This window comes from Leptospira mtsangambouensis, assembly GCF_004770475.1.
GTDB lineage: Bacteria > Spirochaetota > Leptospiria > Leptospirales > Leptospiraceae > Leptospira_A > Leptospira_A mtsangambouensis.
Window position 1 is genome coordinate 404947 of sequence record NZ_RQHK01000002.1, and the last position, 17159, is coordinate 422105.

At 37.4% G+C, this 17159-nt stretch carries 14 protein-coding genes; 12 read left to right on the forward strand and 2 right to left on the reverse strand.

Features of this window, described 5'->3' with window-relative positions; translation table 11 throughout:
- Nucleotide 1 precedes the first annotated feature (1 nt).
- Nucleotides 2-1159, reverse strand: coding sequence for a DUF1577 domain-containing protein (locus EHR01_RS01765; RefSeq protein WP_135692907.1), 1158 nt, complete (start codon nt 1157-1159; stop codon nt 2-4).
- 97 nt (nt 1160-1256) lie between these two features.
- On the opposite strand from EHR01_RS01765, the gene guaB reads away from it, so the two are divergent.
- Genes guaB through EHR01_RS01780 form a run of 3 tightly spaced genes read left to right on the forward strand, consistent with a single transcriptional unit; the run spans nt 1257 to nt 4251 of the window.
- Nucleotides 1257-2783 carry an IMP dehydrogenase gene (gene guaB, locus EHR01_RS01770; RefSeq protein ID WP_135692908.1) on the forward strand — a complete coding sequence of 509 codons (1527 nt, stop codon included), beginning with the start codon at nt 1257-1259 and terminating at the stop codon, nt 2781-2783.
- 9 nt (nt 2784-2792) lie between these two features.
- The gene (locus EHR01_RS01775) at nt 2793-3566 is read left to right on the forward strand and encodes an outer membrane lipoprotein-sorting protein (RefSeq protein ID WP_135692909.1); all 774 of its coding nucleotides are present in this window, start codon (nt 2793-2795) and stop codon (nt 3564-3566) included.
- Nucleotides 3567-3570: 4 nt separating this feature from the next.
- Complete coding sequence (locus EHR01_RS01780; protein ID WP_135692910.1) at nt 3571-4251, forward strand: 16S rRNA (uracil(1498)-N(3))-methyltransferase; 681 nt, start codon at nt 3571-3573, stop codon at nt 4249-4251.
- A gap of 15 nt (nt 4252-4266) precedes the next feature.
- Here EHR01_RS01780 and EHR01_RS01785 read toward each other — a convergent pair whose 3' ends face one another.
- Entirely contained in the window at nt 4267-4536 is a 270-nt protein-coding gene (locus tag EHR01_RS01785) for a hypothetical protein (protein ID WP_135692911.1), read from the reverse strand.
- Nucleotides 4537-4628: 92 nt separating this feature from the next.
- On the opposite strand from EHR01_RS01785, the gene EHR01_RS01790 reads away from it, so the two are divergent.
- The 9 genes from EHR01_RS01790 to EHR01_RS01830 all read left to right on the forward strand — a co-directional run bounded on the left by EHR01_RS01790 (nt 4629) and on the right by EHR01_RS01830 (nt 17022).
- On the forward strand, nt 4629-6092 hold the full coding sequence (locus EHR01_RS01790; protein WP_135692912.1) for a hypothetical protein: 1464 nt from the start codon (nt 4629-4631) through the stop codon (nt 6090-6092).
- A 2-nt stretch (nt 6093-6094) separates the two neighbouring features.
- Nucleotides 6095-7216, forward strand: coding sequence for an LIC10775 family protein (locus tag EHR01_RS01795; RefSeq protein ID WP_135692913.1), 1122 nt, complete (start codon nt 6095-6097; stop codon nt 7214-7216).
- Nucleotides 7217-7219: 3 nt separating this feature from the next.
- The gene (locus EHR01_RS01800; protein WP_135692914.1) at nt 7220-8017 is read left to right on the forward strand and encodes a hypothetical protein; all 798 of its coding nucleotides are present in this window, start codon (nt 7220-7222) and stop codon (nt 8015-8017) included.
- A 78-nt stretch (nt 8018-8095) separates the two neighbouring features.
- Nucleotides 8096-9733, forward strand: a complete 1638-nt coding sequence (gene kdpA / locus EHR01_RS01805; protein WP_135692915.1) for a potassium-transporting ATPase subunit KdpA — start codon at nt 8096-8098, stop codon at nt 9731-9733.
- 9 nt (nt 9734-9742) lie between these two features.
- Complete coding sequence (kdpB, locus tag EHR01_RS01810) at nt 9743-11797, forward strand: potassium-transporting ATPase subunit KdpB (protein ID WP_135692916.1); 2055 nt, start codon at nt 9743-9745, stop codon at nt 11795-11797.
- Nucleotides 11794-12372, forward strand: coding sequence for a potassium-transporting ATPase subunit C (locus EHR01_RS01815; protein WP_135692917.1), 579 nt, complete (start codon nt 11794-11796; stop codon nt 12370-12372). Before kdpB ends, EHR01_RS01815 begins: the two co-directional genes overlap by 4 nt.
- Nucleotides 12365-14941 (forward strand): sensor histidine kinase, encoded by a 2577-nt coding sequence (locus tag EHR01_RS01820; protein WP_135692918.1) that lies wholly within the window; start codon nt 12365-12367, stop codon nt 14939-14941. Before EHR01_RS01815 ends, EHR01_RS01820 begins: the two co-directional genes overlap by 8 nt.
- A gap of 15 nt (nt 14942-14956) precedes the next feature.
- Nucleotides 14957-15634 carry a response regulator gene (locus tag EHR01_RS01825; RefSeq protein WP_208721734.1) on the forward strand — a complete coding sequence of 226 codons (678 nt, stop codon included), beginning with the start codon at nt 14957-14959 and terminating at the stop codon, nt 15632-15634.
- Between the two features lie 122 nt (nt 15635-15756).
- Complete coding sequence (locus tag EHR01_RS01830) at nt 15757-17022, forward strand: porin (protein WP_135692920.1); 1266 nt, start codon at nt 15757-15759, stop codon at nt 17020-17022.
- Nucleotides 17023-17159 lie beyond the last annotated feature (137 nt).

Genomic DNA, 17159 nt, shown 5'->3' on the forward strand with positions numbered 1-17159 from the left:
ATTAGGATTTGTGATTTTGTTTTCGAAAGAATTCCACATTTTCCAAAAATCTTTTTTTCTCACCAGAACGAGAAGAATGTCCCGCAATTGCTAAGCCAACGGTTAGGTGGCCTTCATGATTTTTTGTGATGGTTTTGATTGTCCCAAACGCAGTGAGAGGGGATTGCATTTTAAAAAATATATCAAATTGGAATCCCGATAGTTTTGGCAAACTTTGGATAAGATCTGGATGGTCGACAATCACCTTAAGTCCACCTTCCGAAATATCAATCACTGGAAATTTTCCATCTGACTTGATCATATTCGAATGACGAATCCGATCTACCATTTCAAAACATAAAGTTTTCATTTCCATGGCTTTCAGCAAATCAAAGGTTTCTGTTTTGCTTTGCATTTGGATGTATCCAATCGGAATGGATTCTTCTTCATCGGTTAAATAGAGAATGGGAAGGATGAGTTCGGATTTGATTTTTTGGTTTCGTTTGTTATTGATTTCTTTATCAATATCTTCTTCGATTTCTTCTGAAAAAACCAAAAAGTCTTCGTTGGGAGCCGTTTCATAGGATTTGCGATCGGTCGCATCTTCTAACAACAAACCCTTTTTTGTTTTTTTGATTTGGCGGATGATTTCTGAGTCTTCGCTGGAGTTAAACGTGGAAATTTTAATAAAATCCACCGAGTTTTTGAGTTTGGTTTCGTAGTCCTGGAAGTTCACTTTGACAGCTGTTGGGACATGAAACATATCGGTTTCAATTTTTGCCTTACTGGAAACCACGTTGGTGATCCAGGCAGACCCAGGTGGGACAGGGATCCTTGAACTTTCCCTATCTTTTTTCGCTATGGCAATTTTATCTAAATGAAGGACGTACTGCGATTCCCCTTTTTCTTGTTCTACCGTACATTCCAGATGCAGGTAACGGCCTAAAATTTTATAAAGGGTGATTTTTTGGCCCACAGAGAGGGTCAAGGTGGGGCGAACACTCACAAGGACCTTGTTTCCATCCGCAGAGACTTTTTTTAAAAAACAACTTTCGCCAGAATGGATATTGTCTTTTAGACTCAATTCCTGGTTTAATAAAAATTTCGTCAAAACATGGAGTTTTTTTTCTTTGTCAGAAAAAACATCCAAAGATCGCTTACTTCTTTCTAGTGTTTCCATAAAAGGTCGTGTTACTTACTATTATCGGACGAATTTCTCCTGAAATTCTCTTGCACGGAGAGTTTTCTTGCCTAAAGTAGAAAAAGGAAGGATAATTATGTCAAATCAACCCCTACCAGGATCTGAGCTTTTCGATGGAGTCAGTGGACAAGAGCTCTTCTCGGTCAACATGGGACTCACGTATCGGGACTTTTTAGTTTTACCCGGATACATCGACTTTAACCCAAGCGATGTAGAACTCGAAACCAAACTTTCCAAAAACATTTCACTCAAAAGACCTCTTATGAGTTCTCCTATGGACACAGTTACAGAGTCAGAAATGGCAATTGCTCAAGCTCTTATGGGTGGAATCGGAATTATACATTATAACAATAGTATCGATGAACAGGTGGATTTAGTTCGCAAAGTAAAACGATACGAAAATGGATTTATCAAAGACCCGATCCTTCTTTCTCCTGAACATACACTTGCAGATTTAGATGCAGTTAAGGAAAAATATGGATTCAGTGGAATTCCCATCACTGAAGATGGAACCGCCAGTACAAAGTTAGTAGGTATAGTTACCAATCGAGATGTAGATTTTGAAAGAGACCGTGACATTAAACTTGGGAAGGTAATGACAACGGAGCTTATCACTGCAAATGTTGGGATTAGTTTACAAGAAGCAAACAACATCCTTCGCACTAGTAAAAAAGGAAAACTTCCTATTGTCGATAAACAAAGAAAACTTGTGGCTCTGATTTGCCGCAGTGACCTGAAAAAAAATAAAGAATTTCCTCAATCTTCCAAAGATGACCAAAAGAGACTGCGAGTGGGTGCAGCTCTTTCCACCTTACCAGAGTCACGTGATCGTATGGCAGCACTTGCCGAAGTAGGCGTGGATGCGATCATCATTGATTCGGCACAAGGAAACTCAAGTTACCAAATGGAAATGATCCAATGGATCAAATCTAATTTTTCAAACATCGATGTAATTGGTGGAAACGTAGTCACAAAAGCACAAGCAGCAAACCTGATTGCAGCTGGTGCCGATGGCCTTCGGATTGGAATGGGACCTGGATCTATTTGTATCACTCAAGATACGATGGCAGTGGGTCGTGCACAAGCCACTGCTGTATTTAAAACTGCTGAGTATGCAAGAGAACATGGAGTTCCGGTGATAGCCGATGGTGGAATTTCCAATATTGGGGACATTGCCAATGCCCTAGCGATTGGAGCCTCTATGTGTATGATGGGTTCCATGTTTGCGGGAACAAAAGAAGCACCGGGTGAGTATTTTTATGAAAATGGAATTCGTCTAAAAAAATATCGAGGAATGGCCAGTTTGGAGGCGATGAGTAAGGGTGGGGACAAACGGTATTTCTCTGAATCACAAAAGATCAAAGTCGCACAAGGTGTTTCTGGATATGTTGTGGACAAAGGATCTGTTTTGAATCTCATTCCTTATCTTGTGCAAGGACTCAGACAAAGTTTCCAAGATATGGGATTTAAAAATATTCCCGACTTACACAAAGCATTGCGAGAAGGAAAACTTCGTTTTGAAAGAAGAACAGAATCGGCACAAGCACAAGGTAGTGTGCATGGCTTGTATTCTTACACAAAACCTTCCATGAGGGCGGAATAACAATTTTTAATGAGATACCTTTGGATCTTCATATTCTTTTTTAGTTTCGTTTCGGTAGATGCGCAAGGGGCACCTGATTCGAGTTTGTCGGCACAGGAACTTTTGGCAAGACTTGACCGAGAAATGGATTTCGGAAAAGGCCTTGTCAAAGGAACTTACGTTCTCATTCGCAGAAACGGAACTTCGGAAACATGGAAGATCAATCGGTTTTTTAATGGTGAGGATGCTCTCCTTCTTTTTGATCGAAAAGGAAGAGGGCTTGAATCCAAACTTTTGACTAAGGACGAAGGAGAAAATGTTTTTTTCTTTAACGTTCTCAGTGCCAAACTCTTTCGAAAAACAGATGATGAAAAATATGAATCTCTTATGGGGACAGGTTTTTTTTACGTCGATCTTTCTGGATACTCTTATCAGGCCAATTACAATCCGTTAGTGAATACGGATTTGGAAATTGGTGGAGAAGTTTATTACCGAGTTTCTCTAAAACCAATCTTACCTTATTTTTATAAAAAATTAGTATTACTCATTGGGAAAAAAGATCTAAAACCTTACCGCGTGGACTTTCACGATCGAGACGGAATTTTATTCAAAACTTTGAACTTGAAGTATGGTCCTGTGAAAGTGAAAGAAGTTTCGGGAAAGGTGGAAGAAATTCAAAAAGCTTCTCGGCTTGAGATGTTAGATTTGAACACAGGTAGCATTACGGTTTGGGAAATTCAAGAAGTGGATAAATCCGTAAATCCTGATGCGTCTTTGTTCGCTGTTGATAATTTAAGTCGCTAAACCTTTGTTAGATCCTGGGCTTATCCTTTTTCGAACTGGATTTACACCAAAACCATCCATTGTTCTATCAAATGATGAGATGGCCCACCTTCGTGCCTTAAGACTCAGTAAGGAAGAGGCAGTCATCCAATTTCGGGATGGGATTGGTGGTTTGTATAACTATCAGTTTTCTCCGCTTTCCAAAGAACTAAAGTTTCTAAGTGAAGCTCATATTCCGAAAAAAACAGAACACAAAACCATAGCCATTGCTCTTCCCAAAGGGAACCGTTTTGATTTCTTTTTACAAAAGGTCACAGAGATCGGCCTTGATGCCGTTGTTTTTTTGGTGTTTCGCCATTCCATTCGCAAAGAATTCAATTTAGAACGTGCTGAAAAAATAGTAAAAGAAGCAGCGGCCCAGTCCAAACAAACAGAATTACTTTCTCTATCGATTGAACCGGCATCTGAGTGGATGAAATCACATAAAGATAGTTTGGTGGTCTTACACCCACATAGGTCAGAAATTTTTCAAGCAAACAAACTCATTGGAAAAATTCCGGTGGTAGGGCCTGAGGGAGGATTTCATACAGAGGAAGAAAGTTGGATGGAAGAAAACAAAATTCCAAGACTCACTCTTCCTGGTGGGGTGCTCCGTACAGAAACTGCAGGCATTGTGGCTGCAAGTTTCCTTGTGTACGGAACTTAGATATAAGAATCTTTCTTACTTATTGGTGAGTAAAAGAAGGGTTGTGGAAAGATTGCAGTTGGTAGAACAAGCAGTAAAACAAGCCGAAGCAGCTGGGTAATTGCTACCAGTAACATCAGGATATTTTCCGGCACAACCAGCATTACAAGCTTCTAAACTTCCACCTGTACAAGTAACTAGGAAAGTCATTAAGTTCCTTTCCACCGTTTTGTCTTCTCTCTTTTGACAAGATGTAGAGAAGATCATGACAAAACACAATACAGCCAAAACAAAAAAACGATTCATATTCCTAAACTCCGTTCTCCCAGCATTTCGTCAATCGGTTCGTAAAAATCTTGACCCTTGTGACTTTTCCTATGCATTGGATGAGATCCTATATGTCAGACGGTCCTAAAAAGGTTTTAGAAAAAAAAGCGCACGGAGAGTTCGAATTTACCGCATACGGTGAGTTCTTATCCTATTTCCACGCCCATATTGATATCTTCAAAAAACTTCTGAAAAGCCGTAAAATGGACCCGGCCAAAGTAGAAGAAGTGGCCAAACAAATCAAATCCTACATGACAGGGAATATCAAAAAGACGGATCAGTTTTTTGAACACCTCCCCCAATTTGCCACGATGTTAGGTGTTCCACAAAATGAGGTTTCTGCTTACCTCAATACGAATTTTATAGAAGTCTTAAATAAAGTACAAGAAAAACTGAAAACACAAGAATTGGACAAACTGACGAATGCGCCAGCTCCTAGTTTTTCTTCTGTGGCAGAAGAGATTGTCGAACGACTCCAAGTCACTCATCCTAAAGATTTTGTATTCGCACAAAAAGGGATTTTGATGGTTCTTGAAAACCCAGATACGGGAGAGATCATTGAACCCAAGGGCCTTATGGCGGAGTCTGCCAAAGCCGCTCTTGCCATGCCAGCAAGTGCCGAGTCGGAGAAAGAGCCTGTTTCTTTGACCGATGCATTGGCCATTGCAAATGCACCTCCCACACCTGTTGCCAAAAAACAATCCCTCATTCCAGAAAAAGACAAATCCATTCTTTTGGAAATTGTGGAAACTTTTGGAGACACTTTGACTGGAGAACTCCTCGAAGTAAGAATTGGTCCCGATCCTAAAGACAATCCAATCCAAGAAACAAATCAATCCAACCAACAATCAAATTCATCAGAAGAATACGAAATCGAAGATTTAGAATTCGAAGAATCTGACTCATCATCATCTTCTTCTTCTAGTTCCAGTGAAGAAGAATCATTAGATTTTTCACAGGACATCGATGTTGATTTTGAAGAATCAGAACCAGTCGTTCCTGTTGACCCCAACAAAGCAAAGTTAGATGCTTTTGGTGTAAAAGAATTTATGGACATCGTCCAAACCATCACTAATTTCCAAACAAAGTCAGACCAAGTAGGATACCAGAATTGGTTACGTGGACTTTCTGAATTTGAAAAGGCAGTTGTATCGCTTCGCACTCAAGTGCTAAAAGAACAAAAAAACGAAGTTGTCGATTGGAACTCACTTTTCCAAATGATGAGTTCAAAATCTGATTTGAGCCGTGATGTTTTAAGTGGCATTGTGAAAAAAATCAAAAACTTCCAAATCGTCAAACTAACATTAGACAGAATGATCCAGGAATTCAAAAAAGGAAGTCCTGAGTTTATGCAGATGGTGAAGATGGCTTGGCCTCATATCCAAAAGGCTTTTTTCGAAGTTCCTAACTATACACAAGTGCAAACAATATTAAAAGGAATTTTGTCTCGAGTGAACGATGAAGGTCATAAAAGAGATTTTTCCAAAATCTTTACCATGGCACTGAATTTCATCCAATCTAAATTTCAGGTATAAACATGATAAGGGAGAGAGACTCTCTTTTTCATTTTGTTTTTATTCTTCTTATTTTTCAATTCACATCTCTTCTTTCACAATCATCCCAAATCATTGTAGATCCCTTATTACAAAAACCTTGGATTCCTGATGCGGAAGAAGAGGAGAGTCGGAGTTTTTTTCGTTTTTTATCAGAATTCAAAAACAAACAAGGAACAGTCAAAAAGAAAGACTCACTGGGACGAAACTACTTGGTCACTCCTGCAGGAAAAATGCGCTTTCTCATTGATGATGAATATTATAAAGAATTTCCGGTAGCAGAAGAAGCTGATATCGCAGCCAAAGAATTGGAAGCTTTGTACGATGTTCGTAAAGAAAAAGAAGCCGTATTTTTAGGGAAAGGGATTCATCTTTGTTATCGTTTGAAACAAGAAAAAGAACCTGGTTTTTTTCCTGGTTGGCTTATTCGTTCCAATGAAATCACCAATCGCGCCGCCAATGAATGGTCGGACCAAACCATTCCTCTTGATTTAGTGAGCGATCCTTATGGTTGTTATGTGGGAGATTCCAATAAAATAGAAGACTTGGTATTGGAATCAGAATCATTTCGTTATCGTGTTCGACTTCCATCTAAGTTACGTTATGAGGGCCTTTTTGGAGACCGATTGGGAATTTATGGTGAAAACAGAGATTCAATTTATCGGATGGTTCGTTTTGTTCAGTTTCTTTCGAACTATTTACCCGAAGGCCAAACAGAATGGGAGGAAGCTTTCATTCTCCAAACATCTGGCAAAAAAAAGAAAAATCGTCCAAAAATTCTCCTCTCCATTGGTTCTAGTTTTGATAAATCAAGACCTCTGCGAGATACAAAAAGCTATTTTCGTTTTTGGGACTCTATGCGTTCTCTCTCTCCAACCCAAATTAGAAAATTAGGATTTAAAAGAACAGAAAACCAATCTGAGTATCTGAGTGAATGGACCGAGGTGGATGAAATCGGAAATTCAGTTGCAATGGAGATGAAAGAGTATTATCTTTATAATGCACCTCGTGGTTATTTTCTTTCCTTGTCTTATCCTAAACGAGAAAAAGAAACAGCTGAACTCTATTGGCAAACCATTCGAAGTACGTTTGTTGTAAAGGAGTGAGGAATGTTTGTTGGGTTTGTTGAAAATCAAAACAGAAAGAAACCGGAACCAAACGGCGAACCCGCACCATTGTTTTTTGTTTTTTTAACTGGGCTTTCATTTATTTTGGGTTTTGGATTATTATTGCTTCCGTTAGGTGCTTTTTTCCCTCTTTCTGTTTCTGTTTGGGCGCTGTTAGTTTTGTTTTTACCAATTTTGTTTTTGGGAATCATTTTATCCAAACGCACTGGACTAAAAATTCTTATCTCTATTTTTTTATCCTTACTTGCTGGTGGGAATTCTATTTTGTTTTTGGGAGATTCAATTGGTTATGGTTTGGGGGTGACTGCCAAGGCAGATGTTCTTCCTGAAGAAGTTTCCACAAACATTGGATACCGTTACTTATTTTTAAGAGATTTTTATTTGGATGATGTGGAAAAGGGAGAGTTTCGTTCACCACTCCTGGTTCGGCGTAGATCGGGAGGTGCCGTGTATGGTCCGGTCATTCGATTCCAATACAAACGAATTCGGTCAATTTCTGGTAAAGAAATCAAACCTCCGTTATATGCTATTTGTTATTCGAAAGAAGATATTCAGTGTAACCTTTCCGGGTTGTTTTCTGGAGGAGTGGTCCTAAAGGAACCTATCTGGGATGTGACTGAGTTGCCATGGGCAAAGGATTCACTTTTTTTGGTTTGGCGAGGGCCGTTGGATGTAGAGATGTTTACAAAAGGAATTTATTCCGTTTTGTTTTTTTTGTTTTTAATTTTAGTTTGGGCAGTCGTGGTTTATTTTCCAGTTTTAGGAGAAAAAGAATCTTAATCTTTTCTTAATATGAATCTCATTTACCTTAAGTAGAGAACGTTTTGCGATTTTGAATTACCATGAGAAAATTTCTTTATGGTCGAATTACTTTATCTCCCTTTTTATCTTGGGTTACTGATTCTTATTTCACCTTTCGTCGGTTATTATATGGCATTCATTTTGAATGTAAAGACCTTGCCTTTAGAGAAGTGGATATACCAGTTTATTTTTTCAGGCTCACCTCCCTCTCAAACACCAAAACAATATTTAAGTAGCCTCTTCATTTTCCATACAACGGGAGGTGGAATTTTATTTTTGATTTTAAAATTTCAAGACCACTTTGCTCTCAATCCTTTGCATCTTCTTGGGATGGACTGGGATCTTGCTCTAAATACAACAATATCCTTTATCACAAATACAAATTGGCAGGCATATTCTGGAGAAAGTCAGTTAAGTTATTTTTCTCAAATGTTTGGATTAACTCCTCAAAATTTTCTAAGTGCGGGTGTTGGGATTTCTGTTTTAGCGTTTGTTAGTCGTGCAATTGTATCTTCAAAAACGAATCGGTTTGGAAACTTTTGGTTGGATTTATTTCGTTCTACCTTTTATATTCTTTTCCCACTTTCTTTTTTTGTTTCCATACTTCTCGTCGGGCAGGGTGTCATTCAGTCATTTTCGGGTCCTATACAAAGTATGGGACTTGATGGAGTTTTAGAAACTATACCGATGGGTCCTGCAGCTTCGCAGATTGCAATTAAACAAATAGGAACAAATGGAGGTGGATTTTTTGGAGTGAACAGTGCTCATCCGTTTGAAAATCCTACTCCTATTTCCAACTTCATTCAAATGTTTTGTATCCTTTTTTTGCCAGCCTCTTGTGTGTTTTTATATGGGAAAATCACAAATTCATTCCGTCACGTATGGGTAATTTTCTTTGTAATGTTGTCATTTTTAATCCTTGGGTTTGTCGGAGTTTATTTTTCTGAAGAGAACTACCTTGGATTTTGGGAGGGAAAAGAATTTCGATTTAGCTTAACAGAGTCTTCCCTTTGGTTATCAACAACCACGGCCGCTTCCAACGGTTCTGTGAATTCTATGCATGATAGTTATTCTCCGTTAGCTGGTGGAATTGCCATATTTCAGATGATGTTAGGTGAGGTTATATTTGGTGGCGTGGGGACTGGAATGTATGGAATGTTTTTATTTTTGATACTAACAGTTTTTTTGTCAGGGTTGATGACGGGGAGAACTCCGGAATACCTTGGAAAAAAAATTGGCAGTAATGAAATCAAATGGACCTTGTTTGGAATTTTTTCACCTACAATTTGTATTCTCATAGGAAGTACGATTACGGTTTTATTAGAATCAGGTTATTCGGCAAAAGGTCCACATGCATTGTCACAAATTCTTTATGCTTTTAGTTCTGCAGCTGGTAACAATGGTTCTGCCTTTGCTGGCTTTTCAGCAGATACCTTATGGGGGAATTTATCCTTAGGGTTTTCTATGTTAGTGGGGAGGTTTAGTGTTATATATGCTGTTGTAATTGTTGCGGGAAGTTTAGGTGGAAAGGTAACCACGAAGGCTTTCGATGGGAATTTCAAATTAGATACGATTCTATTTGGTGTTTTACTTTTTAGCGTAATTTTAATCGTTTGTGGTCTTTCGTTTTTTCCTGTTTTGGCACTAGGCCCTATATTAGAGCAAATACTGATTAGTAAGGGGATTTTCTTTTAAGAGGAACGTATGGTAAATTCTAAAAAAATAATTTCACTAGAACTATTGAAATCATCATTCAGTGGAGCAATCCAAAAATTTTCTCCAAAGTATGCATTCTCTAATCCAGTGATGGCAACTGTTTGGATCGGGACTTTCATATTAATGCTACAAATAATCTATTATATAGGATCTGGGATCCCGATTCAAAATGAAATTTTTATTTTTATCTGGTTAGTAATCACATTATTTTTTGCAAATTTTGCAGAGAGTATTGCGGAAGGGCGAGGAAAAGCCCGAGCTGATAGTTTAAAAAAAACAAGATCCAGTACAATGTCGAAAAAAGTGGATAAGGTAGGAGATTTAAACTTTACAGAGATTACTTCCAGCGAATTAAAAATAGGTGATATTGTTTTTGTCAAAGCAGGAGAAATGATTCCCGGTGATGGAGAGGTAGTTTTGGGTATTGCTAGTGTAGATGAATCTGCAGTCACAGGTGAGTCTGCGCCTGTCATCCGTGAAAGTGGTGGAGATCGTTCAGCCGTGACCGGAGGGACAAGGGTAATTTCGGATCATTTATACATTAAAATCACAACAAAACCTGGTGAAAGTTTTCTCGATAAAATGATCGCAATGATTGAAGGAGCAACAAGACAAAAAACTCCTAATGAAATAGCTCTAGGCATTGTTCTCGTTGTTCTTACTTTTCTTTTTTTGTTAACAGTTCTTTCTTTGATTCCAATCGCAAAATTTGTAGGATCACAAGTTGGACAAAATTGGAATTTTCGCTTTTCTATCTGGTTGGCTTTATTCGTTTGTTTGATTCCAACAACGATTGCAGCCCTTCTGAGTGCAATTGGCATTTCAGGGATGGAGAGGTTGATACGGCATAACGTTATTGCAAAAAGCGGTAAGGCTGTAGAAGCAGCTGGAGATATTCATGTTTTATTATTAGACAAAACAGGTACGATTACTTTAGGAAATAGAGAAGCAAATCGTTTTTATCCTGCCGTTGGAATTATGGAGGAAGAACTTGCCGATGCAAGCCAACTTTCTTCGTTATCAGATGAAACTCCAGAAGGAAGATCAATTGTAATACTCGCAAAACAAAGGTATGCGATTCGTGAAAGAAATCTAAAGTCTTTAGATGTAAACTGGATTCCCTTTTCTGCTTCTACTAGAATGAGTGGGGTAGAAATTTATGAAAATGGAAAATTAATACGGAATGTACGTAAAGGAGCTTCCGATGCCATTCGAAAATACATTGAATCTTTGGATGGAAATATTCCGCAAACGATGCAAATGATTTCAGATGAAGTATCAAGAAAGGGTAGTACGCCTATTTGGGTAACAGAAGGAAATAAACTTCTTGGTATCATTGAATTAAAAGACATAGTGAAAGGAGGGCTTAAAGAAAGATTCGCCACTTTAAGAAGGATGGGAATTCGAACTGTTATGATCACTGGAGACAACCCTCTGACAGCAGCAGCCATTGCGGCAGAAGCTGGGGTAGATGATTTTATTGCGGAAGCCACTCCTGAAGCAAAATTAAAAAGAATTCAAGAAGAACAATCAAATGGCTATTTGGTAGCGATGATCGGTGATGGAACCAATGACGCACCAGCACTTGCACAGTCAGATGTTGGAGTGGCGATGAATACGGGTACACAAACGGCAAGGGAAGCTGGTAATATGATAGATTTGGATAGTAACCCAAGTAAACTCATTGAAATCGTCGAAATTGGGAAACAACTCCTTATGACAAGGGGAGCGCTCACTACATTTAGTATCGCCAATGATATTGCAAAATATTTTGCCATCCTCCCTGCTTTGTTTTTGCCATTAGCACCGCTCAATATTATGCAATTGTCGAGCCCTGATCATGCAATTTTATCTGCAGTGATTTTTAATGCCCTTGTGATTCCAGCACTGATTCCTCTTTCCCTTCGTGGTGTTAAGTACATGCCGAAGTCACCTGATTCAGCACTACTAAGAAATTTTCTCCTTTATGGAGGAGGCGGTATGGTATTTCCATTTTTCGGAATCAAACTCATTGACTTAATTATTTCTGGAGGTTATTTATGAAAAATAATGAAACATCGAGCCAATGGGAAATTTCGATTCGTTTTTTATTTGTTTCCTTACTTTTGTTAGGTGTTGTTTATCCGGCGACAGTGACTGGAATTTCCAATTTGTTTTTTCCAAAGAAGGCAAATGGGAGTTTGATCGTATCCGATGGAAAGGTAATTGGTTCTGAACTTTTGGCTCAAAAGGTAAATTCTAAATCAATGTTCATGTATAGACCCAGTGCAGCTGATTACAAAATGATACCTAGTGGAGCTTCTAATTTAAGTCCCTCCAGCCTGGATTTAAAAGCATTCGTAAACCAAAGAAAATCAGATCTAGATAATTTAGGAATTCATTATCATAAATGTCCTGAATTATTATACACATCTGGTTCTGGATTGGACCCACATATATCAGTCGCTTGCGCCCAGGAACAAGCAAGTTCCCTTCATCGAAAATTCAATGTTCCCATTGAAACTTTAAATGAGTTGATAGATAAAAATACAGAGTATTCCCTATGGGGTATTGTGGGACGTGAACGTGTGAATGTTACAAAATTAAATGTGTCTTGGAAAAAAATGATAAATGAATGAAGGTAAGCGCCCAGAAGATTTTCTATCGATAGCAAATCAGGAAGAACCCAAAAAAAAAGGAGTTCTGAAAGTTTATTTTGGGATGTCACCTGGTGTTGGAAAAACCTATGCTATGTTAACGGAAGCACATCATTTAAAAGAAGATGGGGAAGATATAAGGATCGGCGTTGTAGAATCACATGGAAGAGTAGAAACTAATGCTTTGATTGAAGGTTTAGCCAAGATTCCTCTTAAAAAAATTGAATATAGGGGAAAATTATGGGAAGAAATGGATGTTGAAAGTATCTTAAAAGAAAAACCAAGTTATATACTTGTGGATGAATTAGCACATACCAATATTCCGGGTTCGGTTAATAAAAAAAGATACCAGGATGTGTTTTTACTTTTAGAAGCAGGGATTCACGTTCTGTCTACTGTGAATGTCCAACATTTAGAAAGCCAAGTGGTTTCAATTGAAAAAATAATACAAAGTTCAGTTAAAGAAACTATTCCTGATAGCATATTGGAGAGAGCAGACGAACTAGTGTTAATTGATATTATACCTGATGAATTATTGAAGAGATTGTCTGAGGGGAAGGTATATATTCCGGAAAAAATAATTTCAGCAAAAGAAAATTTTTTTCGCAAAGAAAACTTAACTTACCTTCGGGAATTATCATTGTCATACACTGCAAAATACGTAGAAAAAAGAATGCCCCAAGGAAGAGAGAGGGTCATGGTCGCTATCTCAGCAAGCCCTAATTCAAAAACATTGCTAAGATATGCAAAAAAAATAGCATTGGAAAGAAATTCAGAATTGTATGCATTTTTTTCCGAAAACGATGAAGATAAAAGTGTGGAAGCTGCAAACTCCATTCGTTCCCATATTCGGCTGGCAAAGGAATTAGGTGCGGAAGTTATCCATTCATTTGAATCTGATCCAGTGGTTGGTATCTTGGCCATTGCAGAAGAAAAACAAATTAATCGTTTGGTCATAGGTAGACCTAAAAAAAGTTTTTTCTTGGATATTTTTCAGCGAAATATTCCTTCTAAACTTATCAAACAACTTAGAGGTGTAGAACTCATTGTATTACCTTATGCAGACGATCATTCAGTTCAATTTGATTTTTATAAAAAACTAATCCCTTCTTCTGGTATTCGCCAATACATCTCTGTATTTGTTTTAACTTCAATCGTTACCTTATGCAATCAGTTTTTGATTTCTTATATCGGGTATTGGACCATTTCGATACTTTATCTATTTTTTGTGGCAGTAATAGGGATATTTTTTAGTCGTGGGCCTGTGTTGCTTGCAGCGATTCTATCTGCTTCATTTTGGAATTTTTTGTTCATTCCACCTCTTTATACTTTTTACATTTCGAAGTTAGAAGATGCTTTGATGTTTGTTATTTTTATGTTGATTGCTCTTATTAATGGAGGCTTAACGGCGAGGCTTAAGAAAAATGAATTAAAGCTCCGGTCAAGAGAAGAAAAACTATCATTTCTTTATGAGCTCACTCAAAATTTATCTAAAACCTCAACGTCATCGGAAATTATAAAAACAGGTGATTTGTTTTTTAAACGAATATTTCCTTTTCCCGTAAAACTTCATTTTTACCAAGGTGGTGAGTTTTCTCCAGTTATTGAGGATACAAAAGATTTAGCCGTTGCAACGTGGACGATCAAAAATGGAAAACCTGCCGGAAAATATACCGAAACATTATCTCTTGCCAACGCTACATTTTATCCTCTTGTTTCCCCGGGTGGCATCACTGGTGTTATTAACGTTATTTCTTCTGAAGAACCGAGTTTGGAAAAAGAAATACTTTTGAATACCGTAGCGAACCAAGTCGCATTGGCTCTGGATCGAGATATTCTTTCAGAAGATTCTAGAAAAAATTTTTTAATAAAAGAATCAGAAAAATTATACAATCTGATTTTTAATTCATTATCACATGAATTAAAAACTCCGCTGACATCCATTCAGGGTTCGGCATCCGCACTTCTTGATCCAGATATTGATGCAGATATAAATGCTAGAAAAAATCTGATTGAAGAGATCCAAGAAAGTTCATTGGTATTGAATTTGTTATTGGGAAATCTTTTAGATATTAGTCGCATTGAATCCGGATATTTGACTTTGAAAAGAGAAAAGGTGTATCCATCTGAAATTATACACGATTCGATTTCGTATTTAGGGAAAAACAAAATAAATCATACAATAAAGATCCAATTAAATGACTTGGATTCACCCATTGAGCTAGACAGAGTGCTTTTTTCTCATGCTATTTTTAATTTACTCTATAACGCTTGTATGTATACTCCAAAAGGTTCAACTATTTGGATATCATTAGAAAAAACTGAAAGCTCAATTCAATGGATAATTGAAGATAATGGAATTGGTCTTCCTATTGATTCTTCAAGGATTTTTCAAAAGTTTTATAGAGGCGAGTCATCTGGGAAAATAGGTACTGGGCTTGGCCTTGCCATAACCAAATCTATCGTTGAGTTACATGGTGGTAACATTGAAGCAGTCAACAGGAAAGAAGGGGGGGCTAGGTTTCTCATTGACATACCTATTTTTAAATAAGAAAAAAAGTATATGTTGAAGGATTTGATTCTTTTAGTCGATGACGACGGTGCCATCCGAAAGATGCTACGTATCGCACTGGAAGCAAAGGGGTATCGGACCTTGGAGGCGATCTCTCGAAAAGAAGCAGTTGAATCCATTGCACTCAATTCTCCAAAATTGGTTTTACTCGACTTACAACTTCCAGATGGAACTGGACTTGAGGTAATCAAAGAAGTCCGTACATTTTCCGAAGTCCCTTTTATTGTATTATCAGTAATGAGTTCAGAGGAAGATAAGATCACTTTACTTGATTCAGGTGCAGATGACTATATTACAAAGCCATTTAGTATGGGAGAGTTGCTCGCAAGGATTCGAACCGCTTTGCGTAGGTTACCCATCGAAGAAACACCTACCAATTGGGAAAAAGAAGGTTTGGTTGTTGATTTTGTAAACTATCAAGTCATTAAAAATCAGACTCAGGTTCGGTTGACTCCAACGGAATTTCAGATCCTAACTTTTTTAATTAAAAATGCAGGGAAAGTCATAACTCATGATGTTCTGATTAAAAAGATTTGGGGTGACCAAGCATTAAATGAAATGAATTCACTCAGAGTTCATATCACCCAACTACGTAAGAAAATTGAAGATTTTCCTGGCGACCCAACATACTTAATGACGGAGCCTGGTATTGGTTATCGTTGGGTGACCTAATCATCATATTTTTCGAATCTGATTTTAGACAATTTATCTTAATAAGTTCTTAAGATAAAATCTATAAACATAATTCATCATACATTGTGACAAACCTTAAAAGATGATAAATTGATCTTAATATGTTAGATCAATTAAGTTTATGTTTAAAAATCATAAGGATATTTGTTAGTATTTCTAAAACAACTTGCTATGTTTTGTTTTTTTTATGTTTTGGGATTATTTCTCCACAGGAAGCAGACGAAGGTAAGTTCTCTAATAATTCGGATAACAAAGAATCCTCTTTGAAACAAAAGTCTTTGCCAAACTTGATCCAAGTTGGAGGGTTCATTGATACTTATTATTTATACAATCGAAATTTGCCAAAGGATACCGAAAGAAGTTTTGCTACGCAGGCAGTTAGAAATAATGAATTTAATATTAATTTGGCATATTTAGAGGCAAAAGTAGAAGAGAAAAAATACCGAGGAAGAGTTGCATTCCAGTGGGGAACATCAGTGAACGCAAATTATTCGGGGGAAATTACGACAGAAAAATACTCCAATCAAAACTCGGTAAAAAATATCCAAGAAGCATATGTTGGAATTAAAATAGGGAAAGTTACATGGTTGGATGCAGGGATTTTTTTTGGAAATATCGGACATGAATCTTGGATATCACAGAACAACGTGAATTATACTCGAGCTTTTGCTTTAGATTACGTTCCTTATTATTCTTCGGGCGTACGATTGATCCATCACTTCACAGACAAATTAAGTGGACAAGTTCAAGTTTTGAATGGATGGCAAAACATTACTGATAATAATAAGGACAAATCATTCGGAAGTCAGATCAAATATTTATTTTGTCCTAATCTCATTCTAACTCTTAATCAATTTGTCGGAAATGAAGCACCAAATAATGAAAGAAAACAAATGCGTTATTATCAGAATACAATTTTGGAGTGGGTATTGTCTGATGATATTAGTATAGTAGGTCAGTTTGATATAGGTGCTCAGAAAGCAAAAGAACGATTTGTCTACGAACCTTGGTTGGCTACATATGATCCAAGTTTGGGGGAATACCGTGAAACTTCATCGAATGTATATAGGCAGTGGTATCATGGAACCTTTTGGGTTAGTTATAAATTAACACCTGATTATCGTTTGAGCTTCAGAATAGAGCGTTTTTATGATCCGAAACAAGTTATGGTTAACACGGGTACCCGGAATGGTTTTATGTCAAACGGTTACACGATGACTTTTGACATCCTTTCTTATGATCCAGGTTTACTTCGATTTGAATATGTGTATCGAAGGTCAGCAGATTCTGTTTTCGCATATCACAACTCGTCAACGTCTAAGAAGGAAGATTTTTTCCTTGTGGCATTTTCTATTAAGTTTGAATAGAAAGTTAAATTTTTTTTACAAAACTTAGGGCAAATACCGAACCTTTCCTACTTGTTTTGGGTCTAAATATCGTTCATAGATGTTTCTCCTTATGATACCCGCAGGGAGGGGTTAGTATCCCTGATTTTCTTTTTTTT